A 25,029-nucleotide genomic window follows, 5' to 3' on the forward strand; every position below is an offset into this window, starting at 1 on the left:
AACAGAATTTGCCTGGCGGCTTTAGCGCGGTGGTCCCACCTGACCCCATGCCGAACTCAGAAGTGAAACGCCGTAGCGCCGATGGTAGTGTGGGGTCTCCCCATGTGAGAGTAGGGAACTGCTAGGCATCAATTAGAAAAACCCCGTACCGTAAGGTGCGGGGTTTTTTGCTTTGTGCTTACCCTTTCTGGCCTTTCTCTTAATCCCTTATCCTGCTAATGGAATGTGTGATCCTTGTCGCAATGTTATTTATAACAAAATTATAACATTTCATTTACGAGGTAATTGAGTCTCTTGGCTCAATACGCCGCTGTTTATGGCAGGAGCATAATCACAATGACAGAAAGTATTACATCAAACGGGACGCTGGCTAACAGTGATACCCGAAGAAGGGTATGGGCAATCGTCAGCGCCTCTTCAGGGAATCTGGTTGAATGGTTCGACTTTTACGTCTACTCATTCTGTTCACTCTACTTCGCACATATTTTCTTCCCATCCGGCAATACCACAACGCAGCTGCTACAAACGGCGGGGGTATTTGCCGCAGGGTTTTTAATGCGGCCCATCGGGGGCTGGCTGTTTGGCCGCATTGCGGATCGTCGCGGCCGTAAGGCTTCTATGCTGATCTCGGTGTGCATGATGTGCTTTGGTTCTCTGGTGATCGCCTGCTTACCGGGATATGAATCGATTGGTACCTGGGCACCGGCGCTACTATTACTGGCCCGCTTATTCCAGGGATTATCGGTAGGGGGTGAATACGGTACCAGTGCGACCTACATGAGTGAGATTGCCCTGGAAGGCCGTAAAGGTTTTTACGCCTCATTCCAGTACGTCACGCTGATTGGTGGTCAACTGCTGGCCATTCTTGTGGTTGTGATCCTGCAGCAAATTCTGACGGATGAACAACTTCACGCCTGGGGATGGCGAATTCCTTTCGCGATGGGTGCAGTACTGGCGGTGGTCGCACTTTGGCTACGCCGTCAGTTAGATGAAACCTCTCAGAAGGAAGTCAGAACGCTGAAGGAGGCGGGAACATTCAAAGGGTTATGGCGTAACCGCAAAGCTTTCCTCATGGTGCTGGGCTTTACTGCGGGCGGCTCTCTCAGTTTTTACACGTTCACCACCTACATGCAGAAGTACCTGGTGAACACCACCGGCATGCACGCAAACGTCGCCAGCGTAGTCATGACCGTGGCGCTGTTTGTCTTTATGCTCATACAACCCATTATCGGTGCGCTCTCGGATAAAATCGGTCGACGTACGTCGATGCTGATTTTCGGCGGCCTGTCGGCATTATGTACCGTACCTATTCTGTCGGCCCTTCAGCATGTGACTTCGCCGTATGCGGCGTTTGCGCTGGTGATGCTGGCGATGGTGATTGTCAGTTTCTATACCTCTATCAGCGGAATACTGAAAGCTGAAATGTTCCCGGCGCAGGTACGTGCTTTAGGGGTAGGGCTCTCTTATGCGGTAGCTAATGCGTTGTTTGGCGGATCGGCGGAGTACGTTGCGTTGTCGCTTAAATCATGGGGAAGTGAAACGACATTCTTCTGGTACGTAACGATAATGGGCGCACTGGCCTTTATTGTTTCCCTGATGTTGCATCGCAAAGGGAAAGGCATTCGACTTTAATAGCGCGCGATCTGCCACACGGCATAGCCGGTCGTTGCGCCGGCGACATCCCAGGCGAAATCTTTCCAGCTCCAGCCGCTCCCTGCGGGGCGGCTATCCCACAGTTCTTTTGATGCTCCAAGACTGACTGAGAACATCAACCCTATCGCCGCGCTACGATCCCGGCTGTATCCCTGATGCTGCGCATATTCATTGCCTGCTGCGGACAACATTGCGGAAGCGAGGAAATGCTGGGCTTTATCCTGTCCGGACCAGTTATCGTTGGCCATATGGCTACAGCCAGTCAGAAAGAGGACGCTAAGTAACAGAGGAATACGCATCAACGGCTCCATAAAAAAGCCCTGCGGGTGGCAGGGCCTGGACATTACAGAATACGGCTGATAAGTCGGTCGATACGGATACGACGTAAGCGGCGGATAAGCTTGCGGACTTTTATCGGATAATCGGCAATGCTCTGCAGTTCGCGGTAATGATTAACCACAGTGGTATGCGTGCGAATCAGCTCCAGCTCACGTTCACGTTTTGCGGCTAACTCGTGCTGCGGGTCATGGATTAGGATAGCGTTTTCCAGATCCAGTCGCCACGCGCGTGGGTTCAGGTTATTACCGGTCAGCAGCATCCACTCATCGTCGACCCACATTCCTTTCAGATGGTAAGTGTTGTCCTCATCTTTCCAGAGACGCACAACCAGCTGGTCAGTGTTTACGTAATACTGTAAACGGCTCAGGAAACGGCGCAGGTTGATCTCATAGAGATAAGGCAGCGCACCGATGATTTTGAACGGCTGATCTTCAGGAATGAAGAAGTCGTTTGCGGTTTTATCACCAACGATGATTTCCACTTTTTTACCGTCGCGCAGCAGCTGAATGATATTACGCACCAGCACGGCAGGAAGGTTGAAGTACGGCGTACAGATGGTGAGTTTCTGCTCCGCGCACGGCATCAGATGGAATATCGTTTTGTTCAGCAGGCTTGATTTACCGAGCCCTACCAGCGGGGTAACGGATAACTCTTCGTTGTTCACATCGCCCTGGAAATGATAGACCGCATCACGCAGCTCCTGGCGGAAGGCGCGAACATCGTTTTTGATTTCCGGGCTTTTAGGACGCTCGGGATCGTCAAGGCGATTAACACCGCGGCCATGGACCAGATTTTTATCAACCCAGTTAAACATGATATCGGCCATCTGCGGATTACGGATCAGATGGTAGCGGTCGTAGCGATATTTATCGAGCTGATGAAGGTAAACATCATTCAGACTTGCGCCGCTGTAAAGCACGCTGTCATCAATGATGAATCCCTTGAAATGAAGGACGCCGAGCGCTTCACGGGTATTTACCGGGACGCCATAAACAGGCACATCAACGCCAGGATTTTCCTGCGCCGTGCGGCAATACCAGTCAGCATTGGTGTTTGAGGCGGCAGCGCCAATACGGCCACGCTGAGCGCGATGCCAGTCGACCAGCACGCGAACATCAAGTTCCGGACGCTGACGTTTGGCTTCATAGAGCGCGTTCAGGATCGCGCGCCCGCCTTCATCCTGTTCAAGATAGAGCGCTACAATGCAAATGCGTCGCGTGGCGCTGGCAATCTTTTCCAGAAGCGTCTCCCGAAAATGAGCGGGAGCGTAAAAGAACTCTACATCATCAACTGACTGAGAAATCTTCGGTAGTTGAGCAAGGTGTTGTTGATGTTTATTACGCTTAAATTTTGACAACATCACAGTGCGTTTCTTCTCTGTTCATTGAAGGGTTGTCTGTACCATGCAAACAACATAAGCGGACAATGATACCACCAGTCCCGTCCAAAGTGGGTAACATTTCCAGTAGCTTACTCGCGTTTGTCTGTTGATGTCAGACTGAGGGACAAGGCCACAATACCTTCGTCCAGCTGAATATCAACGTCAAACCCAAGTTTTCGCGCCAGGGTCACCATACCGCGATTGTTAGGCATAGTAATGCCATTGAGGCGTAACAATCCGTGATCTCGCGTATAACTGATGAGTTTTTCCAGCAGCCGTCTCCCCAGACCCAGGCCTTTAAGATCGGAGCGCACCAGCACCGCAAACTCCGCATCGACGTTATCCGGGTCAGAAATCGCACGCGTGACGCCGAGGATCTCATCCCCCTTATCGGAGCGACGAACGGCAACAAACGCCATTTCTCGATCGTAGTCGATCTGGGTCATATTGGCTAAATCATCGTGGGTAAATTCGTTGATTTCGCTAAAATAGCGATAATAAAGATCCTCTTTCGTGACCTGAGAGATAAAGGCCCGCAGCTGGGGCTCATCTTCCGGCAGAATAGGGCGGAACAAGGCGCGTTCCCCATTCTTCATCTCAACCCACTCCTCCAGCTGCAGGGGATACGGGCGGATCGCCAGACGGCTCTCTCTGTCTCCTTCGAATGGCGCGATATCCAGGGTCACGTCCAGCGCCGTAAACTCATTGCCCGAGGCGAGTAGCGGATGAATGTCCAGCCGCTGGATTTCGGCACAATCCACAATCAGGTTAGACACCTGCACCAGGAACTGACTTAACCCGGCAATATCAAGCGGGCGCAGCGCACTCCGGCCACGGATCTTTTTACTTTTAATCGCCTGGATGATCAGATAACGCGCCAGGTTCATATTCAGCGGCGGTAACGCCACCACGGCCTGCTCCTCCGGACGCCACTCAACGCCCCCCTCTCCCAGCATGATGAGCGGGCCGAAGACGGGATCGTGTTCAACCACCACCCGTAATTCCTGAGCCCCTGCACGGTTTGCCATGCTTTGCACCAGCAATCCGTGGATCCTTGCCTGCGGCCAGGCCATTTTGACCCGATCAAAAATGGCATCAGCTGCCTGCTGCACCTCAGTCGCCGTACGCAGGTATAACATAACCCCCTGAACATCAGACTTATGCGGAATATCCGGGGAGCGGAGCTTCAGGGCCACCGGATAGCCAATCTGTTCGGCTATATGCACGGCCTCTGCGCTGTCGCTGGCGATCCAGGTCGGCAGGGTTTGCATCCCGTAGCTGCCCAGAATGGGCTGGACCTCATGCGTATCAAGCGAGATCGCGCCTTCTTCAATGGCCTGCTGCAACAGCCGGTGAACGTCGACGGTGTTCGCCGTCAGATTACCCGGCAAAGCCGGCGTCTCACGCAGCTGTTTCTGGTTGCGGCGATATTCCACCATATGCATAAACGCGGTGATGGTGCCTTCCGGCGTGCGGTAGGTTGGCAGCCCGGCCTCGCTGAACAAGCGCCGTGCCTCCTGAGAGGAAAACTCGCCGCACCAGTTGGTGAGCAGGGTAACGTATTTACCTCGCGGATGGTTGCGCACGGCGTCAATGAGCGCGCGCGCGCTTTCACTGCCCGGCGCGACCGCGCTGGGGGAGTGGATAATCATCAGCGCGTCGAAATCCTGGCTATCCAGCAAAATGGAGATCGCTCTGATGTAGCGGTCGCTGCTGGCGTCATCGCGCAAATCAAGCGGATTGCCGGGCGTCACGCTGGTCGGAAGCGCTTCTTTCAGGCGCTGCAGCGTCTCTTCACTCAGCGTTGCCAGCTTGCCGAAGCGCCGCCACAGCTCGTCCAGCGCGAGCGCTGCAGGGGCCGCACCGTTACTGACAATCATTAGCTTCTCACCGCGCAACGGGCGCATATGGCTTAACGTCTCAACGGCGGAAAAAAGCTCGTGCGTATCCTGTACCCGCAGCAACCCCGCGCGCTGAATGGCGGCGTCCCAGGCGGGATCCATGCCGGAATGCGAATGCAGAAGACGCTGTGCCGCAGGGCTGCGTCCGCTTTTGATCACCAGGATCGGCTTATTGCGCGAAGCGCTTCGCGCAGCCGAGACAAAACGACGCGCGTCGCTGAGGTGCTCAAGATAAAGCAGGATCGCGCTGGTTTTGCCGTCACGCGCCAGAAAATCCAGTAGCTCATCAACGTCGATATCCAGGCTGTCGCCCAGGGCAATGAAGTAGGAGAATCCCATTTCACGCTGTTGCGCCCAGTCGAGGATGGTGTTCGATACCGCAGCCGACTGCGAGATAAACGCCAGTTTGCCTTTGCGGATCGGAACCGGGGAAAAACTGGCATTCAGCCCCTGCCAGGGGGCGAGCAGGCCCAGACTGTTTGGCCCAAGAATGCGCATTTGATAGCGGCTGGCGCAGGCCAGAAGCTCGGCTTTCTGTTCAGGCGGAGACGAGAGAATTATGCAGGTTTTACACCCTTTCTTGCCGAGTGATTCCAGCAGTTCCGGGTTGCGCTTCGCGTTTGTACAGAGTACGGCAAGATCCGGCACGAAAGGCAGGCTTTGTACATCAGGCCATGCAAGTACCCCCTGAATGGCCTTATAAGACGGCGTGACGGGCATGACGGGGCCATTAAATCCCCCGGCCAGCAGATTGCGCATCATCAGATAGCCAGCACGATCCGGCTTCATTGATGCGCCGATAACGGCAATGGATTTAGGACGAAGTAGCGCTTCTAACCCTCGCTGGCTCATGCAGGCCTCCTGTGAATGCAAGCGACCTGATGATTTTAAACGCTTTCTGGCTCGGGCGCTGTGACGCTGCCCTTATGAACGGTTTTTCCCGCCAGATAGCGCTCCCGGAAGCATGAGAAATGGTTGCCCAGGGCACCAGCCGCAGCGGTATCTCCCGCTAAATCCAGAAGCGCAATCGCCACTTCGGCGGTGCAGTATTGCCCGTCAGCATGCGCTTCACGCAGGCGGTAGGTGGAGACGCGGGAAAGATCGACAGAAATCACCGGCAGCGCGTCGAGATACGGGCTTTTGCGAAACATTTTTCGCGCTTCGGTCCAGGTACCGTCCAGCATGATAAACAGCGGTGGTTTACCGGATGGCGGCGCTGAAAGCACCTGGCGATCCAAACCTGCATATGACGCGGGGAAGACGACCATCGGCTCGTAGTCGGGGCTGGCCACTAAATCGAGCAGGGCCTGAGGCGGCTCCGTACGGGACCACTGAAACGCGGCGGTATCCGGCAGAATATCGGCGATAAGACGCCCCGTATTGCTGGGTTTCATCGGCTCGGTATCGAACATGACCAGACAAAAACGGCTCTGTGCCGTACTCGGTGCCAGCGTCTCGCACAGACAAACCTTCAGCGGCAGCAGGCAGCGCTGACAGCGGCGAATACGGTTGCCTCGGGCGAGGAACGGTCGGGTGGCGCGCGCAAGGCGTTCGGCGCGTAATTTAAGAACGGCGTTATCAGTCATGGGCGAAATGCAGGAAAAACGCTATTTTCGCAGAGGCGGGAGCGGGGCACAAGACGTGCCCCGTGAATGTTACAGCGACTCGTTTAACCAGCTTTCAAAAGGTGCTTTTGGAACCGCACCGTTGAGCATATCGATCACTTCGCCATTTTTGAAAATCATAATGGTCGGGATGCTGCGAATACGAAAACGTGCGCTCAGTTCGGGTTCGGCTTCGGTATTGACCTTAACGAACCGCATTTTTCCGCTGCGCTCTTCGGCCACATCTTCGAAAATCGGCGCGAAGCTACGGCAAGGGCCGCACCATGGCGCCCAGAAATCGATCACGACAGGAAGATCGTCCTTGAGGAGTTTGTCCAGCGTAGCACCCGTCGCGTTAATGACATCGCCATCAAATAATTCATGGCCACAACGTCCGCATTTCGCACCATCTTCCATCCGATCGTCCGGAATGCGATTAAGAGCCTGACAGTTGGCACATACGGTATTCATAACTAACCTCTGATAGAGCCGTGGGACAGCGGCACAACGCCGATAATGTTTCTAATATGTTACATATTATCAATGAGCCTGTTTGAAACAACAATGCGTTTTATTCAATGAGAACAATAGTCACAGGCTTTTGTACGAAATTATGGCTATGCGCTGGCACATCGGGTAATCTGCGCGCTTCGCGCAGCGCTGGTGGAGAAAAGCATGAACGACGAAATGAAAAACAAAAGCGGCAAGGTCAAAGTGATGTATGTCCGCAGTGATGATGACTCTGATAAACGCACCCAAAATCCGCGTACCGGAAAAGGTGGCGGGCGTCCGGCGTCTTCTCGTGCAGACGGTGGCCGTCGCCCCGCCCGCGATGACAGAAATAACCGCGGTGATGACCGCAAACGTGACGATCGCAAACGCGATGACCGTCCGCGTTCCGACCGCCCACGCAGTGACCGTCCACGCGACGATCGTCCGCGTGATGACTTCTCACGTGATAACGCCTCCCCGTGGCGCACCGTTTCTCGCGCCCCTGGCGATGAGACGCCGGAAAAAGCCGATCACGGCGGTATCAGCGGTAAAAGCTTTATCGACCCGGAAGTGCTGCGCCGTCAGCGTGCGGAAGAGACCCGCGTGTATGGCGAGAACGCCTGCCAGGCGCTGTTCCTGAGCCGTCCTGAGTGTATCGTCCGCGCCTGGTTTATCCAGAGCGTGACCCCGCGCTTTAAAGAAGCGCTGCGCTGGATGGCCGCGAACCGTAAAGCCTACCACGTGGTTGATGATGCCGAGCTGACCAAAGCGTCCGGCACTGAACACCACGGCGGCGTCTGCTTCCTGATCAAAAAGCGTAACGGCACGACCGTGCAGCAGTGGGTCAGCCAGGCGGATGCCGATGACTGCGTGCTGGCCCTGGAAGATGTGGGCAACCCGCACAACCTGGGCGCAATGATGCGTAGCTGCGCGCACTTTGGCGTGAAAGGCGTGCTGTTGCAGGATGCCGCGCTGCTGGAATCCGGTGCCGCGATCCGTACTGCGGAAGGCGGAGCCGAGCACGTACAGCCGATCACCGGCGACAGCGTTCTGGACGCACTCGAGCAGTTCCGTAAAGCGGGTTATTCCATCGTGACCACCTCAAGCCATGCCGGTACGCCGCTGTTTAAAGCGACGCTGCCGCGCAAAATGGTGCTGGTATTAGGTCAGGAACGTGATGGTCTGTCTGACGCGGCGCTCTCCAGTGCGGATCTGAGCGTCTCTATCGACGGAACAGGCAATGTGGAAAGTCTGAACGTATCCGTTGCGACCGGCGTACTGCTGGCAGAATGGTGGCGTCAGAACAAGGCATAAGCCATTATGCTTTTTGTATGCCCGGTGAGCCGGGCATACAAACTCAAACTACTCGCTCTCTGCCGGTAATACAGGCATCCAGTCAATCGGCTTTTCGCCACGTTTTTCCAGCCATTCATTCGCCAGAACAAAATGATTACTGCCAAAGAAACCGCGATGCGCAGACAGCGGTGACGGGTGCGGTGCTTTCAGCACGTGATGACGCTGACGGTCAATAATCGCCCCTTTCTTCTGCGCGTGAGAACCCCAGAGTAAAAACACCACCCCTTCACGATGCTCGTTGATAAGGCTGATGACTTTATCGGTAAACGTCTCCCAGCCCAGACTGGCGTGCGAGTGCGCCTGACCCGCCCGTACGGTAAGCACCGTATTCAGCAACAGCACGCCCTGGCGCGCCCAGCTTTCCAGGTAACCGTGGTTTGGCCGGGTAAAACCGGGCACGGTTGCTTCAAGCTCTTTATACATGTTGAGCAGAGAAGGGGGGATAGCCACGCCCGGACGAACGGAAAACGCCAGCCCATGCGCCTGCCCGGGGCCGTGATAGGGATCCTGGCCCAGAATGACCACTTTCACATCGCTCAGTTCGGTGTAGCGAAAGGCGTTGAACACGTCTTTTTGCGGCGGGTAAATCGTCTGTCCGGACTGACGCTCAGCGGCAACGGTGCTGAGCGTATTGATAAAATAAGGCTGCTGCTTTTCTTCTGCCAGCACGTCATGCCAGGTTAAAGGTGTCGTCATCTCGCTCTCCTGCGAATCTCAATCTCTGACTAGCTTACCTGTTTCACCCCGGTGAGCAAAATTACGCGCTGAAATACGTGCTAAGTGGCTAAATTTATTTTGAAAAGATACAGGGTAAGTTGAATTGGCAAGGCTGTTAAATTGATCTAAAACAATAAATTCAAACCACACTCTTTATGTGGTTGGTGCTTTTGTTGATTTAAATCAATAAATCGCCGGGGTGTGAATGTTATATATACACACAAGAAACAATGGTTTTACCAATTGGCCGCGAGAGGCCGACACGAGTTAATGTAGCCTAAGGGAGGCAACACATGATTACAGGTATCCAGATTACTAAAGCTGCAAATGACGATCTGCTCAATTCTTTCTGGCTGCTGGACAGCGAGAAGAACGAAGCGCGCTGCGTCGTTGCGAAAGCGGGTTTTGCTGAAGATGAAATCGTACCGGTAAACAAACTGGGCGAAATCGAATACCGTGAAGTTCCTATGGAAGTGCAGCCGGAAGTGCGCGTGGAAGGTGGTCAGCACCTGAACGTAAACGTGCTGCGCCGCGAAACGCTGATGGATGCCGTTGAGCATCCAGAAAAATACCCACAGCTGACTATCCGCGTGTCCGGCTATGCGGTTCGCTTTAACTCACTGACTCCAGAACAGCAGCGCGACGTTATCGCACGTACCTTTACTGAAAGCCTGTAACGGCTTCAGCAGGGGGGAATAAAAAAGCCGGGGATTTCCCCGGCTTTTTTTACTCTTCAGTTTTCGTCTCTGGTGCGGCAGAGCTTGGCTTACGGCGCTTACCAATGTTTTTGGTATCGCGGTGGCGCTGCTTCACGCGCGGTTTCTCTTTTTCTTTCTCTTTTCTCTCAGCACGTTTTGCGAGCGCTTTCTTGGACGGTTTACCCGTCATCTTTTCACTCGGCGCACGCGTGGTCGGGCGGAGTTCGTCAATAACGCGCGCTTTCAGCGGCTCATCAACATAGCGGCCAATTTTCTGCAGCAGCAGGTAGTCATGCGCTTCGACCAGTGAAATCGCAATCCCTTTGCGGCCCGCGCGGCCGGTACGACCAATACGGTGCAGGTAGGTATCTCCGCTGCGCGGCATATCGAAGTTAATGACGTGGCTGACGTCCGGGATGTCGATCCCGCGTGCGGCAACGTCAGTCGCAACCAGCACGTTAACGCGGCCATCGGTCAGGCGCTTAATGCCTTCGGTACGCTTGATCTGCGCCATCTCGCCTTCAAGATAGCAGTTGTTGATCCCGGCGTTACGCAGCATCTCAGCCAGCTCGTGCACGCGCTCGCGCTTACGCACAAACACGATTGTGCGCAGAGCATCTTCCTGCTTCAGCAGGTGTTTCAGCAATTCGACCTTGTGCTCAAGGTTATCCGCGCGGTAGTACCACTGGTGGATCTTCTTACGCTCACGGGTGGACGGCGTCGCCGAGACTTCCACCGGATCTTCCAGCAGACGCTCTGCGAAGTCTTTGATCGCTTCCCCTTCGAGGGTGGCAGAGAACAGCATCGTCTGGTTACGCCAGCGCGTTTCCCCTGCAATGTGCTCGATATCCTGTGCGAAGCCCATGTCCAGCATGCGGTCGGCTTCGTCGAGGATCAGCGTTTCAACCGCACGGCAGTCGAAATTCTCTTCTTTAATGTACTGCAGCAGGCGGCCCGTCGTCGCAACGACGATGTCCTGGTTTTCGCTGAACACTTCGGCGTGGTTCATGTACGCAACGCCGCCGGTGATGGTGGCGATATCCAGATGAGTATTTGCCGCGAGTTCACGCGCGTGATCGGCAACCTGCATTGCCAGTTCGCGCGTAGGCGTCAGGATCAAAATACGCGGCGGGCCAGATTTTTTACGCGGAAAGTCGAGCAGATGCTGCAACACAGGCAGCAAATAGGCTGCTGTCTTCCCCGTGCCGGTTGGCGCAGAACCGAGCACATCGCGGCCCTCAAGCGCAGGCGGAATGGCCGCTGCCTGAATGGCGGTCGGGCGTGTAAAGCCTTTGCTCTCAAGTGCATTGAGCAGGCTTTCATCGAGTTCAAGTTCGGAAAAAGTCGTTACAGTCATGTTCTACCTCTGTGTGGGGCGCTGATTATAGACGTTACGGCTGTAATCTTCATCTGTTTGTATGGATATCGCTTTTCGGCCACTTCGCTTTCCCCTATGCTACTCCAGTTTCACTTAGAAGGTTGCCCTGACATGTCTCAACTCAAAGCGCAGCTGCGCCGCGATGGTTTTACGTTTAAACAATTTTTTGTCGCCCACGATCGCTGTGCCATGAAGGTCGGTACAGACGGTATTTTACTGGGAGCGTGGGCGCCTGTCGCAGGTGTTAAGCGTATTCTTGATATCGGTACCGGCAGCGGGCTGGTGGCGTTGATGCTGGCGCAGCGTACGGAAGAACATGTCATCATTGATGCCGTCGAACTGGACGCGCAGGCCGCAGAGCAGGCGAGTGACAATATGGCCGAATCCCCCTGGGCAGCCCGAATGAAGGTGGAATGCGCAGATGTGCTCGCCTGGGCGCCTGAACAAACCGCGCGTTACGATCTGATCGTCAGCAACCCTCCTTACTACGAACCCGGCGTTGAGTGCGGGACACCCGAGCGTGAACAGGCGCGTTATACCGGCTCCCTCGATCATAAAGCGCTGCTCACCAGTGCGGCAGAACTCATCTCCGAAGAAGGTTTTTTCTGTGTGGTCCTGCCAGAGAGTACCGGCAACACCTTCATCGGTATCGCGCAGGAGATCGGCTGGACGTTACGTCTGCGTACCGATATTTCGGATACGGAAGGTCGACTGCCGCACCGCGTACTGCTGGCGCTCTCGCCAAAAGAGGGGGAATGCTTTAATGACCGAATGGTTATCCGTGGGCCAGACCAGCGTTATTCCGAAGATTACACTGCCCTGACCCAGGCATTTTATCTGTTTATGTAAACCTGCGGGGCGAGTATCGACGGGCCGGATTCAGCAAGCTGAGCCGGGTAGTCCAGGGTATAGTGCAGCCCACGGCTCTCTTTACGCATCATCGCGCAGCGAACAATCAGCTCGGCAACCTGCACCAGATTACGCAGCTCCAGCAGATTATTGGATACGCGGAAATTAGCATAGTACTCATCAATTTCCTGCTGCAGCATGGTGATGCGGCGCAAGGCGCGCTCCAGGCGTTTCGTGGTGCGCACAATCCCCACGTAGTCCCACATAAACAGCCGTAGCTCATGCCAGTTGTGCTGGATCACGACCAGCTCGTCCGGATTATCCACGCGGCTTTCATCCCAGGCAGGCAGGTGCTCTGTCTCGCGGGCGTAAGGCATGCGCTTCGTGATATCTTCCGCCGCCGACCAGCCGTACACCAGACACTCAAGCAGCGAGTTAGAGGCCATACGGTTCGCGCCGTGAAGTCCGGTATAGCTGACCTCACCGATAGCATACAGACCGTCTACGTCAGTACGTCCATGATCGTCAACCATTACGCCACCGCAGGTATAGTGGGCCGCTGGCACAATGGGCACCGGGTCGCGCGTTAAATCAATGCCAAGATTGAGCAGCTTTTCATAAATCATCGGGAAATGCTGGCGAATGAACTCTGCTGGCTTATGGCTGATATCGAGATACATGCAGTCTACGCCAAGGCGCTTCATTTCATGATCGATGGCGCGGGCAACGATGTCACGCGGGGCAAGTTCACCCCGGGCGTCAAAGTCGGGCATAAAGCGGGAGCCATCAGGGCGTTTCAGATAAGCGCCTTCACCGCGCAGGGCTTCCGTCAGCAGGAAGTTGCGTGCCTGAGGGTGGAACAAGGCGGTGGGGTGAAACTGATTAAACTCGAGGTTCGCCACCCGGCAGCCAGCGCGCCAGGCCATCGCGATACCGTCTCCGGAGGCAATGTCAGGGTTCGTGGTGTACTGATACACCTTGGAGGCACCGCCCGTCGCCAGTACCACAGCCTTCGCCCGGCAGGTTTCCACCTTCTCTTTATTACGATTCCAGACCCAGGCGCCCACCACGCGACGCGTGCCGGGCAGGCCAATCTTGTCAGAGATAATCAGGTCAACGGCATTGCTTCGCTCGAGAACCCGAATATTAGGATGGTTCAGCGCTTTGCTGACCAGCGTGGTTTCCACTTCTTTTCCGGTGGCATCCGCTGCGTGCAGGATGCGGCGGTGACTATGGCCGCCTTCGCGAGTCAGGTGGTAGCTCTCTTCACCGTTGGGTTGAACCTGAGTATCGAATAAGACGCCCTGGTCGATGAGCCACTGAACGCAGTGACGGGCATTGCTGGCGACAAACTCTGCGGCGTGTGCATCCACGATCCCTGCTCCGGCAATGAGCGTATCCTCGACGTGGGATGCAATGCTGTCTGTCTCATCAAACACGGCGGCAATGCCGCCCTGGGCATAAAACGTGGAACCTTCACTTATCGGTCCTTTACTCAGAACGATAACGTTTTGATGCTCGGCCAGGCGCAGCGCCAGAGAGAGACCGGCAGCGCCGCTGCCGATGATCAGTACATCACAATGGAGTTCAGGTGTTGTGTTCATGATTGTTGTTTAATTTACTAAACAGTGTTGGGTCAGAATAGCACCTGAATGCGATATATCGCACGTATTTTTTTAGAGGCTGTCGCAATGGCTAAACGCGTAAGCGGAGGTAAACGGAGGGTAAATGAGTGAAATTATTTTGCGAAGCAGATCGTTAGCGTCAGATTTTGTGGTGAAATAAAGCCTGTGTTGCGTTACTCTTCTGGCGGGAAAAAGATGTTTCTTGTCATAAAGTGGTGCGTATCGTGAACAGACTTATAATGAGAGAAAATAAACGGTCTGCGGCGCGATGAACAAAAACAAAGGCGTTACGGAACTTATTGAAGATCAGACACTCTAAATGGTGCTTGCTCAAAGTGCGGTATTTTTAGAGTGGCGTTTCGATAACGCGTGGAATTTAGGTTTGGGGAGACATTACCTCGGATGAGCGAGCAGTTAACGGACCAGGTCCTGGTTGAACGGGTCCAGAAGGGAGATCAGAAAGCCTTTAACCTACTGGTGGTCCGCTACCAGCATAAGGTGGCGAGCCTGGTTTCCCGCTATGTACCGTCAGGCGATGTGCCTGATGTGGTGCAAGAGTCTTTTATTAAGGCCTATCGCGCGCTGGATTCTTTCCGGGGAGATAGTGCTTTTTATACCTGGCTGTACCGTATTGCGGTCAATACGGCAAAGAATTATCTGGTCGCTCAGGGCCGTCGTCCGCCTTCAAGTGATGTGGACGCAATCGACGCCGAAAACTTTGAAAGCGGCGGCGCGTTGAAAGAAATTTCGAACCCTGAGAACTTAATGTTGTCAGAAGAACTGAGACAAATCGTTTTTCGCACGATCGAGTCGCTCCCGGAAGATTTACGTATGGCAATTACGTTACGGGAGCTGGATGGTCTGAGCTATGAAGAGATAGCCGCGATCATGGATTGTCCGGTCGGCACGGTACGTTCACGAATATTCCGTGCGCGAGAAGCTATTGATAATAAAGTTCAACCGCTTATCAGGCGTTGACGATAGCGGGATACTGGAAAAGGTATTAGGCATGCAGAAAGAAAAACTTTCCGCTTTAATGGATGGTGAAACGGTGGATAGTGAGCTGCTCAACGAGCTGTCTCATTCACCCGAAATGCAAGAGACCTGGGAGAGTTACCATCTCATCCGTGACACCCTTCGCGGTGACACCGGCGAGGTTCTCCATTTCGATATCTCAGCCCGCGTCATGGCGGCGATTGAGAATGAGCCTGTTCATCAGACCACTCCGCTGATTCCTGAAGCTCAACCCGCGCCTCACCAATGGCAGAAAATGCCGTTCTGGCAAAAGGTGCGTCCGTGGGCCAGCCAGCTTACCCAAATGGGTGTGGCTGCATGCGTATCGCTTGCAGTTATTGTTGGCGTCCAGCACTATAATACTCAGTCTGAAACTAATCAGCAGCCAGAAGCGCCAGTGTTTAACACACTGCCGATGATGGGCAAAGCCAGCCCGGTAAGCCTGGGCGTACCGGCTGATGCATCCGCCAGCGGCGGCCAGCAACAGCAGGTTCAGGAGCAGCGCCGTCGCATTAATGCGATGTTGCAGGATTACGAGTTGCAGCGTCGTCTGCACTCTGAACAGCTTCAGTTTGAGCAGGCGCAGACACAGCAAGCTGCTGTGCAGGTGCCCGGAAACCAAACTTTAGGAACGCAATCGCAGTAATGAAGCAACTTTGGTTCGCCATGTCTCTGATGGCGGGTAGCCTGTTCTTCTCTGCCAACGCCTCGGCTGATGTTTCATCCGGGGCGTTGTTGCAGCAAATGAATCTGGCCAGCCAGTCACTCAATTATGAGTTGGCATTTATCAGCATCAATAAGCAGGGCGTCGAGTCGTTACGCTATCGTCATGCCCGTCTTGATAAGCAGCCGCTCGCCCAGCTTTTACAGATGGATGGCCCGCGTCGGGAAGTGGTCCAACGTGGTAATGAAATCAGCTATTTCGAGCCAGGCCTGGAGCCTTTCACGCTGAATGGCGACTATATCGTTGATTCCCTGCCGTCACTTATTTACACCGACTTCAAACGGCTTGCCCCTTACTACGATTTTATTTCAGTAGGGCGTACCCGCATCGCGGACAGACTGTGCGAGGTAATTCGCGTTGTTGCCCGGGACGGAACGCGATACAGCTATATCGTCTGGATTGATGCCGAAACCAAACTCCCCATGCGTGTTGACCTGCTCGACCGTGACGGTGAAACGCTGGAACAGTTCCGGGTTATCTCCTTCAGCGTGAACAATCAGGTTGGCAACAGCATGCAGAATCTGGCTAAAGCCAGCCTGCCACCGCTGCTTTCTGTTCCTGCCGGGGATTCCGTTAATTTCAACTGGGTACCTGCCTGGATCCCGCAAGGGTTTAGCGAAGTGTCCAGCAGCCGTCGTCAGCTGCCAACGATTGAAACGCCGGTAGAATCGCGCCTCTATTCGGATGGTTTGTTCAGCTTCTCGGTGAATATTAATCGCGCAACGGCAAACAGCGCTGAACAAATGCTGCGTACCGGGCGCCGTACGGTGAGTACAACGGTACGCGATAACGCAGAGATCACCATTGTGGGAGAACTCCCTCCGCAGACGGCGAAGCGCATCTCCGACAGCATTAAATTCAGGGCTGCACAATGATCAAAGAGTGGGCGACGGTTGTCTCCTGGCAAAACGGCATTGCGCTGGTGAGCTGCGATGTTAAAGCCTCATGTAATAGCTGCGCATCCCGCGCCGGCTGCGGCAGCCGCGTGTTGAATAAGCTCGGGCCACAAACATCGCACACGATTTCTGTGCCAAGCGAACAGCCGCTGATGGCGGGGCAGAAGGTGGAACTGGGCATCGCGGAAGGCAGCCTGCTCAGCTCCGCTATGCTGGTGTATCTCTCTCCGCTGGTCGGCCTGTTTATCATGGGCGGCCTGTTTCAGATGCTGTTTGGTACCGATGTGCCCGCTATGTGCGGTGCCGCATTGGGTGGCGTGGGGGGATTCTGGCTTGCCAAAGGCCTCTCTCCGACGCTCGCCGCACGCGAGGAGTGGCAGCCTGTCATTCTCAGCGTTGGGCTGGCACCAGACCAGCTTCGTGTTGAAACGCTCTCTTCTGAGGCCCGGTGATCCATCGGGCTTTATCATTTTTTACACCCTAAAACAGAAAACGGCCTTTCTTCACGCTATACCTGCTTCTAAGTGCATTTCCAGGTAGCGAGGATGTAGTGTAGAATGCTGCGTTTTCGCACTGAAAAACGTCAGGCTAAGAACAGCGGCCTCCAGGAATTCGTAAGGCATAATTATTTAACTATATGAAGAACATACGTAACTTTTCGATCATTGCTCACATTGACCACGGTAAGTCGACGCTGTCTGACCGTATTATCCAGATTTGCGGTGGCCTGTCTGATCGTGAAATGGAAGCCCAGGTTCTGGACTCCATGGACCTGGAACGCGAACGCGGTATCACCATTAAAGCGCAGAGCGTTACGCTTGATTACAAAGCGGCTGATGGTGAAACCTATCAACTGAACTTTATCGACACCCCAGGCCACGTTGACTTCTCCTATGAGGTTTCACGCTCGCTCGCGGCCTGTGAAGGCGCGCTGCTGGTGGTGGATGCCGGGCAGGGCGTTGAAGCCCAGACCCTGGCAAACTGCTACACCGCGATGGAAATGGATCTCGAAGTTGTGCCGGTTCTGAACAAGATCGACCTGCCAGCCGCCGATCCTGAGCGCGTAGCGGAAGAGATTGAAGATATTGTCGGCATTGACGCGACCGATGCCGTGCGCTGCTCCGCGAAAACCGGTGTGGGCGTGACCGACGTGCTGGAACGCCTGGTACGTGACATTCCGGCCCCGGAAGGCGATCCGGATGGCCCGCTGCAGGCGCTGATTATCGACTCCTGGTTCGATAACTACCTGGGCGTTGTCTCGTTGGTGCGCATTAAAAACGGCACCATGCGTAAAGGCGACAAAATTAAGGTAATGAGTACCGGACAGGTCTACAACGCAGACCGTCTGGGCATCTTTACGCCAAAACAGGTTGACCGTACCGAGCTGAGATGCGGCGAGGTAGGCTGGCTGGTCTGCGCCATTAAAGACATCCTCGGCGCGCCGGTGGGCGATACCCTGACCGGTGCACGTAACCCGGCAGATAAAGCGCTACCAGGCTTTAAAAAGGTGAAACCGCAGGTTTACGCGGGTCTGTTCCCGGTCAGCTCTGACGACTACGAAAACTTCCGTGACGCGCTCGGTAAACTGAGCCTGAACGATGCTTCCCTGTTCTACGAGCCAGAAAGCTCAACGGCGCTGGGCTTCGGCTTCCGCTGTGGCTTCCTCGGTCTGCTGCACATGGAGATCATTCAGGAGCGTCTGGAGCGCGAATACGATCTGGATCTGATCACCACGGCGCCGACGGTAGTCTATGAAGTTGAAACCACCTCGAAAGAAGTGATCTACGTCGATAGCCCGTCCAAGCTGCCGCCGCTGAACAACATTCAGGAGCTGCGTGAGCCTATTGCAGAGTGTCACATGCTGCTGCCGCAGGAATTCCTGGGGAACGTCATTACGCTGTGTATTGAGAAGCGTGGCGTGCAGACCAACATGGTTTACCACGGTAACCAGGTGGCGCTGACCTATGAGATCCCGATGGCGGAAGTGGTACTCGACTTCTTCGACCGTCTGAAGTCGACCTCCCGTGGCTACGCGTCACTGGATTACAACTTCAAACGCTTCCAGGCCTCCAACATGGTGCGTGTGGACGTGCTGATCAACGGCGAGCGCGTGGATGCGCTGGCGCTGATCACCCACAACGACAATGCGCCTTACCGTGGCCGCGAGCTGGTTGAGAAGATGAAAGATCTGATCCCGCGTCAGCAGTTCGATATCGCGATTCAGGCGGCGATTGGCAACCACATTATCGCGCGTTCAACCGTGAAACAGCTGCGTAAAAACGTTCTGGCGAAGTGCTATGGCGGTGACGTCAGCCGTAAGAAAAAGCTGCTGCAGAAGCAGAAAGAAGGTAAGAAGCGTATGAAGCAGGTCGGTAACGTCGAGCTGCCGCAGGAAGCATTCCTTGCCATCCTTCATGTTGGTAAAGACGGCAAATAACCCTAAGGAGTTGGCATGGCGAACATGTTTGCCCTGATTCTGGTCATTGCTACCCTGGTGACAGGTCTGCTGTGGTGTCTGGATAAGTTTATCTTCGCCCCAAAACGTCGTGAACGTCAGGCTGCCGCTCAGGCAGCCACTGGTGATGAGATTGACGCGAAAACCCTGAAGAAAGTCGGCCCGAAACCGGGCTGGCTGGAAACGGGCGCTTCGGTATTTCCGGTGCTGGCGATTGTGCTGGTGGTACGTTCGTTTATTTACGAGCCGTTCCAAATCCCATCAGGTTCAATGATGCCAACGCTGCTGATTGGTGATTTTATTCTGGTAGAGAAGTTTGCCTACGGCATTAAAGATCCTATCTACCAGAAAACGCTGATCGAAACCGGTCATCCGAAACGTGGCGACATCGTGGTGTTTAAATATCCGGAAGATCCGCGCCTGGACTACATCAAGCGTGCGGTAGGTCTGCCGGGTGATAAAGTCACTTACGATCCGGTTGCGAAAGAAGTTACCGTTCAGCCTGGCTGCAGCTCCGGTACCGCCTGTGAAAACGCGCTGCCAATCACTTACTCAAACGTTGAGCCAAGTGACTTTGTGCAGACCTTTGCCCGTCGTAATGGCGGCGAAGCGACCAGCGGATTCTTCCAGGTACCGAAAGGTGAAACCAAAGAGGACGGCATCCGTCTGGTTGAGCGCAAAGAGACGCTGGGCGATGTGACGCACCGAATCCTCACCGTGCCAATCGCGCAGGATCAGCTGGGTATGTACTATCGCCAGCCGGGCCAGCAGCTCGCGAGCTGGATTGTACCGCCAGGACATTACTTCATGATGGGTGACAACCGCGATAACTCTGCGGACAGCCGTTACTGGGGCTTTGTGCCGGAAGCGAATCTGGTCGGCAAAGCCACAGCCATCTGGATGAGTTTTGAGAAGCAGGAAGGCGAATGGCCGACCGGTGTACGCCTGAATCGTATCGGCGGAATCCATTAATTCTCAATAAATGAACGCGTAGCCGCTTTAATTAGCGGCTACGTGAATTATTTCCACGATAAATCTCTTCGAACTAACGACATCCCCTGTCGTTGTGTATAGAATATTCCCCCGAAGTTTAAGGTTGGCCCTGCAAGGGTGCCACGGCACACGAAACCGCGTTGGTTTTCTCAGGTCGGTTTCGTGTGCTGCATTTTTGACGCATTCATTTATTGGTATCGCATGAACCCCATCGTAATTAATCGGCTTCAACGGAAGCTGGGCTACACTTTTCATCATCAGGAGTTGTTGCAACAGGCATTAACCCACCGCAGTGCCAGCAGCAAACATAATGAGCGTCTCGAGTTTTTAGGCGACTCTATTTTAAGTTTCGTGATTGCGAATGCGCTTTATCATCGTTTCCCGCGTGTGGACGAGGGTGATATGAGCCGCATGCGTGCCACGCTGGTTCGGGGTAATACCCTTGCGGAAATCGCTCGCGAGTTTGAACTGGGCGAATGTCTGCGTCTTGGACCGGGTGAACTGAAAAGCGGCGGCTTCCGTCGTGAATCTATTCTTGCCGATACGGTCGAAGCATTAATTGGTGGTGTGTTCCTGGACAGCGATATCCAGACCGTAGAAAAGCTGATCCTGAACTGGTATCAGACCCGTCTGGACGAAATCAGTCCGGGCGATAAACAAAAAGATCCGAAAACGCGTCTGCAGGAATATTTGCAGGGTCGTCATCTGCCGCTGCCGTCTTATCTGGTGGTGCAGGTGCGTGGCGAAGCGCACGATCAGGAATTTACCATCCATTGCCAGGTCAGTGGCCTGAGTGAACCGGTGGTGGGCACAGGTTCAAGCCGTCGTAAGGCTGAACAGGCTGCCGCCGAACAGGCGTTAAAAATGCTGGAGCTGGAATGAGCGAAGAGAAAACCTATTGCGGATTTATTGCCATTGTCGGACGTCCGAACGTTGGCAAATCCACCCTGCTGAATAACCTGCTTGGGCAGAAGATTTCAATCACCTCGCGTAAGGCGCAGACCACGCGTCACCGCATCGTCGGCATCCATACTGAAGGCGCGTATCAGGCGATCTACGTCGATACCCCCGGCCTGCACATGGAAGAGAAGCGTGCCATCAACCGCCTGATGAACAAGGCGGCGAGCAGCTCGATCGGCGACGTAGAGCTGGTGATTTTCGTTGTGGAAGGCACCCGCTGGACGCCGGACGACGAGATGGTGCTGAACAAGCTCCGTGACGGCAAAACGCCGGTCATCCTCGCGGTCAACAAAGTTGATAACGTGCAGGAAAAGGCCGACCTGCTGCCGCATCTGCAGTGGCTCGGTAGCCAGATGAACTTCCTTGATATCGTTCCGCTGTCTGCTGAGACCGGCCTGAACGTGGATACCATCGCGGGCATCGTGCGGAAGCATCTGCCGGAAGCGATTCATCACTTCCCGGAAGACTACATCACCGATCGCTCTCAGCGCTTTATGGCGTCTGAAATCATCCGTGAAAAGCTGATGCGTTTCCTGGGTGCTGAACTGCCTTACTCCGTAACGGTAGAGATCGAGCGTTTCCAGACCAACGAGCGCGGTGGCTACGATATCAACGGCCTGATCCTCGTTGAGCGCGAAGGGCAGAAGAAGATGGTGATCGGCAACAAAGGGGCCAAGATCAAAACCATCGGTATCGAAGCCCGTAAGGACATGATGGAGATGTTCGAAGCGCCGGTTCACCTCGAACTGTGGGTGAAAGTGAAATCTGGCTGGGCCGATGATGAGCGTGCTCTGCGCAGCCTCGGTTACGGCGAAGACCAGTAACTTAAGACGACGAGCATATGGATGGATGGCAGCGCGCCTTTGTCCTGCATAGTCGTCCCTGGAGCGAAACCAGCCTCATGCTGGACGTCTTCACGGAAGAGTCGGGCCGCGTGCGCCTTGTTGCGAAAGGCGCACGTTCCAAACGTTCTAATCTGAAAGGCGCCCTACAGCCTTTCACACCGTTGCTGGTACGCTTCGGTGGGCGAGGGGAAGTGAAAACCCTGCGCAGTGCCGAAGCCGTCTCCCTGGCGCTTCCTCTTTCCGGCATCACGCTCTACAGCGGTCTGTATGTCAACGAACTCATCTCACGCGTTCTTGAACATGAGACCCGCTTCTCTGAACTTTTCTTCGATTATCTGCACTGTATCCAGTCGCTGGCTGGCGCAACCGGCACGCCCGAACCCGCCTTGCGTCGTTTTGAACTGGCGCTGCTGGGCCACCTCGGATACGGCGTAGATTTTCTGCACTGCGCGGGCAGCGGTGATGAGATAGAAGACACCATGACCTACCGCTACCGCGAAGAAAAGGGCTTCATTGCCAGTATCGTGATAGACAACAGCACCTTTACCGGGCGCCAGCTCCGGGCGCTGTATGAGCGCGAGTTTCCCGATCTGGACACCCTGCGCGCAGCAAAACGCTTTACCCGGATTGCCCTCAAGCCGTATCTTGGCGGCAAGCCCTTAAAGAGCCGCGAATTATTCAGGCAGTTTGTGCCGAAACGTTAACGTTTTACCCCTCATCCCAGCCCTCTCCCGGAGGGAGAGGGGGAAGAGAAATGAACCAAAATACCGAGGATTGTCATGGCTGAATTACTGTTAGGCGTCAACATCGACCACATCGCCACGCTGCGTAACGCGCGCGGCACGGCGTATCCCGATCCGGTTCAGGCGGCGTTTATCGCTGAACAGGCTGGCGCTGACGGCATTACCGTTCACCTGCGTGAAGACCGTCGCCATATCACCGATCGCGACGTGCGCATTCTGCGCCAGACGCTGGACACCCGTATGAATCTGGAGATGGCGGTCACCGAAGAGATGCTGGCGATTGCCTGCGAGACCCAACCGCACTTCTGCTGCCTGGTGCCGGAAAAACGCCAGGAAGTAACCACCGAAGGCGGTCTGGACGTGGCCGGTCAGCTCGACAAAATGCGCGATGCCTGCAAGCGCCTGGCGGATGCCGGTATCCTGGTTTCTCTGTTTATCGACGCCGATTTCGCCCAGATTAAAGCGGCGGCCGACGTGGGCGCACCGTATATCGAAATCCACACCGGCTGCTATGCCGATGCCAAAAACGATGCCGAACAGGCCAAAGAGCTGGAGCGTATTGCCAAAGCGGCCACGTATGCCTCAAGCCTGGGACTGAAGGTTAATGCCGGTCACGGCCTGACCTACCACAACGTGAAGGCCATTGCCGCTCTGCCGGAAATGCACGAGCTGAACATCGGCCACGCCATCATTGGCCGTGCGGTGATGAGCGGCCTGAAAGAGGCGGTTTCAGAAATGAAACGCCTGATGCAGGAAGCGCGTCAGTAATGGCCATTCTGGGCTTAGGCACCGATATCGTTGAAATAGCCCGCATTGAAGCGGTGATCGCCCGTAGCGGCGATCGCCTCGCAAGACGCGTGCTGAGCGATAACGAGTGGGCCATCTGGGAAGCGCATCAGCAGCCGGTGCGTTTTCTGGCAAAGCGCTTTGCGGTAAAAGAGGCTGCGGCCAAAGCCTTCGGGACCGGCATTCGTAACGGCCTGGCGTTTAATCAGTTCGAAGTGTTTAACGATGAGCTGGGCAAACCGAGCCTGCGTCTGTGGGGAGAAGCGCAAAAGCTGGCGGAAAAGCTGGGGGTGAATCATATGCACGTGACGATCGCGGATGAACGTCACTATGCCAGCGCGACGGTGATCATCGAAAGTTAAAGTTTGTCCGCGTGGTGCATCAGGACAAACTTATCCCATAGCTGCTCTTCGCTCTCGACGTGGGCCGGATCCTTCAGGATGGTATTCGGGATCGGGCACACTTTCTGGCAGGTCGGCGTTTCATAGTGGCCGATGCATTCCGTGCAGCGGTCGCTGTTAATCTCATAGATGCTGTCGCCCATCGAAATCGCCTGGTTCGGGCATTCGGGCTCGCACATATCGCAATTAATGCATTTTTTGGTAATTAACAGCGCCATCAGGAAATTCTCAGAAACAACACAAACCGGGCGGGCATTATACGCGTCAAACCAGTTTCTTTACCAGTTCTTCGCTGTGACGAATGCGCTCGGGCGCGCGCTCCAGATCCTGCTGCACCAGCGCCATAAACAGCAGGTCCGTCAGCATCATTTGCGCGCTGGTGGACGAGATAGCCGCGCTGCGCGTGGCCTGCTCTTCGGCAATGGTATATAAACAGCGCGTTGCCCGCTGCTGGAGGGCATTCGGCGTAAAACCGGTGATCGCCAGAATTTTACCGCCGACGCGCAGCGCTTCATCAGTTGCCATGTTGATTTCACGGCGCTCGCCGGAGTAGGAGATGGCCAGCAGCAGATCGTCAGGATCCATTGCCTGTACGGTTGCCAGCAGGGCGTGCATATCCTGCTCGACGATGGCGTTAAGCCCAATTTTCGTCAGCTTCCAGCCAAAGTTACGCGCCACAAGTCCGGATGCGCCGATACCGGTCAGAATGATCCTCCGCGCGCCGCGGAGCATCGCCACGCTCTCCAGCAGCTTCTCTTCGGTGTTTACATCGAGCGTCGCGTGCATGGCCGCCACGTTCTCTTTGATCAGCTTTTCGCCGACCAGCCGCATCGGGTCATCGCCGCGGATCTGATTATGCACCGGCATGGACTGCGGGTTGGGGTTGCTCACCAGCGCTTCGCTGATCGCCAGCTTGAGGGCGGGGAACCCCTTAAAGCCAATCTTCTGGGCAAACTTCACCACGCTGGACTGGCTCACGCCGGCTTCACTCGCCAGCTGCTGCGAGCTGAGATGGCGCGCGCGATCGGGTTGAGAAAGCAGAAAATCCGCCAGCTTCTTGTCGCTTTGGGCAAAGCCTGCGTAGCGCTGGCGAATGCGAATTAAACAGTTCATAGGGTCTCCTGGCGAAAATGTGATTATCTGCGCAAATACGAATTTTGCTCGCCTGAATGAATTTTATATTCCATTATAGTGTGATTATTATGAATTAAAAATTCTT

26 protein-coding genes and 1 rRNA gene are annotated in these 25,029 nt (G+C 54.8%); 17 read left to right on the plus strand and 10 right to left on the minus strand.

The annotated features are described in order from the left end of the window. Positions 1-11: 11 nt before the first annotated feature. Together rrf and M2422_RS19740 are read left to right on the plus strand one after the other, a co-directional pair. Positions 12-127: ribosomal RNA gene (gene rrf / locus M2422_RS19735) — 5S ribosomal RNA — on the plus strand. A gap of 209 nt (positions 128-336) precedes the next feature. Continuing rightward, positions 337-1,632, plus strand: a complete 1,296-nt coding sequence (locus M2422_RS19740) for an MFS transporter (protein WP_029741120.1) — start codon at positions 337-339, stop codon at positions 1,630-1,632. Here M2422_RS19740 and M2422_RS19745 read toward each other — a convergent pair. The 5 genes from M2422_RS19745 to trxC form a co-directional block, all read right to left on the minus strand. Beyond that, a complete protein-coding gene (locus M2422_RS19745; RefSeq protein WP_064673778.1) occupies positions 1,629-1,952 on the minus strand; it encodes a YfiM family lipoprotein in 324 nt (107 codons plus the stop codon). The two genes, M2422_RS19740 and M2422_RS19745, sit on opposite strands and share 4 nt — an antisense overlap. A gap of 44 nt (positions 1,953-1,996) precedes the next feature. Then, entirely contained in the window at positions 1,997-3,352 is a 1,356-nt protein-coding gene (pssA, locus tag M2422_RS19750; RefSeq protein ID WP_064673777.1) for a CDP-diacylglycerol--serine O-phosphatidyltransferase, read from the minus strand. Between the two features lie 110 nt (positions 3,353-3,462). Then, positions 3,463-6,126 (minus strand): bifunctional acetate--CoA ligase family protein/GNAT family N-acetyltransferase, encoded by a 2,664-nt coding sequence (gene pat, locus M2422_RS19760; protein ID WP_259142041.1) that lies wholly within the window; start codon positions 6,124-6,126, stop codon positions 3,463-3,465. Between the two features lie 35 nt (positions 6,127-6,161). Continuing rightward, positions 6,162-6,860, minus strand: coding sequence for a tRNA-uridine aminocarboxypropyltransferase (locus M2422_RS19765; protein ID WP_064673775.1), 699 nt, complete (start codon positions 6,858-6,860; stop codon positions 6,162-6,164). A gap of 69 nt (positions 6,861-6,929) precedes the next feature. After that, positions 6,930-7,349 (minus strand): thioredoxin TrxC, encoded by a 420-nt coding sequence (gene trxC / locus M2422_RS19770; RefSeq protein WP_023308858.1) that lies wholly within the window; start codon positions 7,347-7,349, stop codon positions 6,930-6,932. 204 nt (positions 7,350-7,553) lie between these two features. On the opposite strand from trxC, the gene M2422_RS19775 reads away from it, so the two are divergent. Beyond that, on the plus strand, positions 7,554-8,684 hold the full coding sequence (locus M2422_RS19775; RefSeq protein ID WP_029741125.1) for a tRNA/rRNA methyltransferase: 1,131 nt from the start codon (positions 7,554-7,556) through the stop codon (positions 8,682-8,684). Positions 8,685-8,732: 48 nt separating this feature from the next. On the opposite strand, the gene ung is transcribed toward M2422_RS19775, so the two are convergent. Continuing rightward, positions 8,733-9,422: a uracil-DNA glycosylase gene (ung, locus tag M2422_RS19780; protein ID WP_023308856.1), complete on the minus strand. Its 690-nt coding sequence runs from the start codon at positions 9,420-9,422 to the stop codon at positions 8,733-8,735. 314 nt (positions 9,423-9,736) lie between these two features. On the opposite strand from ung, the gene grcA reads away from it, so the two are divergent. Next, on the plus strand, positions 9,737-10,120 hold the full coding sequence (grcA, locus tag M2422_RS19785; protein WP_029741127.1) for an autonomous glycyl radical cofactor GrcA: 384 nt from the start codon (positions 9,737-9,739) through the stop codon (positions 10,118-10,120). Positions 10,121-10,169: 49 nt separating this feature from the next. Here the strand turns inward: grcA and srmB are convergent, their stop codons facing one another. Further along, entirely contained in the window at positions 10,170-11,498 is a 1,329-nt protein-coding gene (gene srmB / locus M2422_RS19790) for an ATP-dependent RNA helicase SrmB (RefSeq protein ID WP_023308854.1), read from the minus strand. 132 nt (positions 11,499-11,630) lie between these two features. Here srmB and M2422_RS19795 point away from each other — a divergent pair, with 132 nt between their 5' ends. Next, positions 11,631-12,368 carry a tRNA(1)(Val) (adenine(37)-N(6))-methyltransferase TrmN gene (locus M2422_RS19795; RefSeq protein WP_023308853.1) on the plus strand — a complete coding sequence of 246 codons (738 nt, stop codon included), beginning with the start codon at positions 11,631-11,633 and terminating at the stop codon, positions 12,366-12,368. Here the strand turns inward: M2422_RS19795 and nadB are convergent. Then, positions 12,353-13,972, minus strand: coding sequence for an L-aspartate oxidase (nadB, locus tag M2422_RS19800; RefSeq protein ID WP_039263762.1), 1,620 nt, complete (start codon positions 13,970-13,972; stop codon positions 12,353-12,355). The genes M2422_RS19795 and nadB overlap by 16 nt on opposite strands. Positions 13,973-14,312: 340 nt before the next feature. On the opposite strand from nadB, the gene rseD reads away from it, so the two are divergent. From rseD to acpS, 12 genes are all read left to right on the plus strand, one after another. Continuing rightward, on the plus strand, positions 14,313-14,399 hold the full coding sequence (gene rseD, locus M2422_RS19805; RefSeq protein ID WP_223862639.1) for a rpoE leader peptide RseD: 87 nt from the start codon (positions 14,313-14,315) through the stop codon (positions 14,397-14,399). After that, the gene (rpoE, locus tag M2422_RS19810) at positions 14,396-14,971 is read left to right on the plus strand and encodes an RNA polymerase sigma factor RpoE (protein ID WP_006176728.1); all 576 of its coding nucleotides are present in this window, start codon (positions 14,396-14,398) and stop codon (positions 14,969-14,971) included. The genes rseD and rpoE overlap by 4 nt, the downstream gene beginning before the upstream one ends. A gap of 31 nt (positions 14,972-15,002) precedes the next feature. Then, a complete protein-coding gene (gene rseA, locus M2422_RS19815; RefSeq protein WP_008502186.1) occupies positions 15,003-15,653 on the plus strand; it encodes an anti-sigma-E factor RseA in 651 nt (216 codons plus the stop codon). Further along, positions 15,653-16,606: a sigma-E factor regulatory protein RseB gene (gene rseB / locus M2422_RS19820; RefSeq protein WP_033146239.1), complete on the plus strand. Its 954-nt coding sequence runs from the start codon at positions 15,653-15,655 to the stop codon at positions 16,604-16,606. Before rseA ends, rseB begins: the two co-directional genes overlap by 1 nt. Beyond that, complete coding sequence (rseC, locus tag M2422_RS19825; RefSeq protein WP_259142049.1) at positions 16,603-17,079, plus strand: SoxR-reducing system protein RseC; 477 nt, start codon at positions 16,603-16,605, stop codon at positions 17,077-17,079. Before rseB ends, rseC begins: the two co-directional genes overlap by 4 nt. Positions 17,080-17,264: 185 nt before the next feature. Next, positions 17,265-19,064 carry a translation elongation factor 4 gene (gene lepA, locus M2422_RS19830; RefSeq protein ID WP_032659499.1) on the plus strand — a complete coding sequence of 600 codons (1,800 nt, stop codon included), beginning with the start codon at positions 17,265-17,267 and terminating at the stop codon, positions 19,062-19,064. 15 nt (positions 19,065-19,079) lie between these two features. Then, positions 19,080-20,054, plus strand: a complete 975-nt coding sequence (gene lepB, locus M2422_RS19835) for a signal peptidase I (protein ID WP_048978831.1) — start codon at positions 19,080-19,082, stop codon at positions 20,052-20,054. 222 nt (positions 20,055-20,276) lie between these two features. Then, complete coding sequence (gene rnc / locus M2422_RS19840; RefSeq protein WP_003860711.1) at positions 20,277-20,957, plus strand: ribonuclease III; 681 nt, start codon at positions 20,277-20,279, stop codon at positions 20,955-20,957. Next, positions 20,954-21,859: a GTPase Era gene (era, locus tag M2422_RS19845; protein ID WP_006176722.1), complete on the plus strand. Its 906-nt coding sequence runs from the start codon at positions 20,954-20,956 to the stop codon at positions 21,857-21,859. The genes rnc and era overlap by 4 nt, the downstream gene beginning before the upstream one ends. 17 nt (positions 21,860-21,876) lie before the next feature. After that, positions 21,877-22,584 carry a DNA repair protein RecO gene (recO, locus tag M2422_RS19850; RefSeq protein WP_039263761.1) on the plus strand — a complete coding sequence of 236 codons (708 nt, stop codon included), beginning with the start codon at positions 21,877-21,879 and terminating at the stop codon, positions 22,582-22,584. Between the two features lie 75 nt (positions 22,585-22,659). Then, the gene (pdxJ, locus tag M2422_RS19855) at positions 22,660-23,391 is read left to right on the plus strand and encodes a pyridoxine 5'-phosphate synthase (RefSeq protein WP_032659491.1); all 732 of its coding nucleotides are present in this window, start codon (positions 22,660-22,662) and stop codon (positions 23,389-23,391) included. Continuing rightward, positions 23,391-23,771, plus strand: a complete 381-nt coding sequence (gene acpS, locus M2422_RS19860) for a holo-ACP synthase (protein ID WP_023294331.1) — start codon at positions 23,391-23,393, stop codon at positions 23,769-23,771. Before pdxJ ends, acpS begins: the two co-directional genes overlap by 1 nt. Here the strand turns inward: acpS and M2422_RS19865 are convergent. Next, positions 23,768-24,028 carry a YfhL family 4Fe-4S dicluster ferredoxin gene (locus M2422_RS19865; protein ID WP_008502177.1) on the minus strand — a complete coding sequence of 87 codons (261 nt, stop codon included), beginning with the start codon at positions 24,026-24,028 and terminating at the stop codon, positions 23,768-23,770. The genes acpS and M2422_RS19865 overlap by 4 nt on opposite strands. A 46-nt stretch (positions 24,029-24,074) precedes the next feature. After that, entirely contained in the window at positions 24,075-24,923 is an 849-nt protein-coding gene (locus M2422_RS19870) for a MurR/RpiR family transcriptional regulator (protein ID WP_023333056.1), read from the minus strand. Between the last annotated feature and the right edge of the window lie 106 nt (positions 24,924-25,029).

The sequence above is a fragment of the Enterobacter sp. SLBN-59 genome (assembly GCF_024807915.1).
In the GTDB taxonomy this organism is placed as follows: domain Bacteria; phylum Pseudomonadota; class Gammaproteobacteria; order Enterobacterales; family Enterobacteriaceae; genus Enterobacter; species Enterobacter asburiae_B.

What these genes read in the sequence shown, in the direction of transcription:
- M2422_RS19745 (WP_064673778.1), bottom strand. Translation starts at nt 1,952, where the DNA reads ATGCGTATTCCTCTGTTACTTAGCGTCCTCTTTCTGACTGGCTGTAGC.
- lepB (WP_048978831.1), top strand. Translation starts at nt 19,080, where the DNA reads ATGGCGAACATGTTTGCCCTGATTCTGGTCATTGCTACCCTGGTGACA.
- srmB (WP_023308854.1), bottom strand. Translation starts at nt 11,498, where the DNA reads ATGACTGTAACGACTTTTTCCGAACTTGAACTCGATGAAAGCCTGCTC.
- M2422_RS19865 (WP_008502177.1), bottom strand. Translation starts at nt 24,028, where the DNA reads ATGGCGCTGTTAATTACCAAAAAATGCATTAATTGCGATATGTGCGAG.
- recO (WP_039263761.1), top strand. Translation starts at nt 21,877, where the DNA reads ATGGATGGATGGCAGCGCGCCTTTGTCCTGCATAGTCGTCCCTGGAGC.
- M2422_RS19765 (WP_064673775.1), bottom strand. Translation starts at nt 6,860, where the DNA reads ATGACTGATAACGCCGTTCTTAAATTACGCGCCGAACGCCTTGCGCGC.
- pdxJ (WP_032659491.1), top strand. Translation starts at nt 22,660, where the DNA reads ATGGCTGAATTACTGTTAGGCGTCAACATCGACCACATCGCCACGCTG.
- ung (WP_023308856.1), bottom strand. Translation starts at nt 9,422, where the DNA reads ATGACGACACCTTTAACCTGGCATGACGTGCTGGCAGAAGAAAAGCAG.
- M2422_RS19870 (WP_023333056.1), bottom strand. Translation starts at nt 24,923, where the DNA reads ATGAACTGTTTAATTCGCATTCGCCAGCGCTACGCAGGCTTTGCCCAA.
- rpoE (WP_006176728.1), top strand. Translation starts at nt 14,396, where the DNA reads ATGAGCGAGCAGTTAACGGACCAGGTCCTGGTTGAACGGGTCCAGAAG.
- rseD (WP_223862639.1), top strand. Translation starts at nt 14,313, where the DNA reads ATGGTGCTTGCTCAAAGTGCGGTATTTTTAGAGTGGCGTTTCGATAAC.
- nadB (WP_039263762.1), bottom strand. Translation starts at nt 13,972, where the DNA reads ATGAACACAACACCTGAACTCCATTGTGATGTACTGATCATCGGCAGC.
- M2422_RS19795 (WP_023308853.1), top strand. Translation starts at nt 11,631, where the DNA reads ATGTCTCAACTCAAAGCGCAGCTGCGCCGCGATGGTTTTACGTTTAAA.
- rseB (WP_033146239.1), top strand. Translation starts at nt 15,653, where the DNA reads ATGAAGCAACTTTGGTTCGCCATGTCTCTGATGGCGGGTAGCCTGTTC.
- grcA (WP_029741127.1), top strand. Translation starts at nt 9,737, where the DNA reads ATGATTACAGGTATCCAGATTACTAAAGCTGCAAATGACGATCTGCTC.
- trxC (WP_023308858.1), bottom strand. Translation starts at nt 7,349, where the DNA reads ATGAATACCGTATGTGCCAACTGTCAGGCTCTTAATCGCATTCCGGAC.
- acpS (WP_023294331.1), top strand. Translation starts at nt 23,391, where the DNA reads ATGGCCATTCTGGGCTTAGGCACCGATATCGTTGAAATAGCCCGCATT.
- rseA (WP_008502186.1), top strand. Translation starts at nt 15,003, where the DNA reads ATGCAGAAAGAAAAACTTTCCGCTTTAATGGATGGTGAAACGGTGGAT.
- M2422_RS19740 (WP_029741120.1), top strand. Translation starts at nt 337, where the DNA reads ATGACAGAAAGTATTACATCAAACGGGACGCTGGCTAACAGTGATACC.
- rseC (WP_259142049.1), top strand. Translation starts at nt 16,603, where the DNA reads ATGATCAAAGAGTGGGCGACGGTTGTCTCCTGGCAAAACGGCATTGCG.
- lepA (WP_032659499.1), top strand. Translation starts at nt 17,265, where the DNA reads ATGAAGAACATACGTAACTTTTCGATCATTGCTCACATTGACCACGGT.
- pat (WP_259142041.1), bottom strand. Translation starts at nt 6,126, where the DNA reads ATGAGCCAGCGAGGGTTAGAAGCGCTACTTCGTCCTAAATCCATTGCC.
- era (WP_006176722.1), top strand. Translation starts at nt 20,954, where the DNA reads ATGAGCGAAGAGAAAACCTATTGCGGATTTATTGCCATTGTCGGACGT.
- rnc (WP_003860711.1), top strand. Translation starts at nt 20,277, where the DNA reads ATGAACCCCATCGTAATTAATCGGCTTCAACGGAAGCTGGGCTACACT.
- M2422_RS19775 (WP_029741125.1), top strand. Translation starts at nt 7,554, where the DNA reads ATGAACGACGAAATGAAAAACAAAAGCGGCAAGGTCAAAGTGATGTAT.
- pssA (WP_064673777.1), bottom strand. Translation starts at nt 3,352, where the DNA reads ATGTTGTCAAAATTTAAGCGTAATAAACATCAACAACACCTTGCTCAA.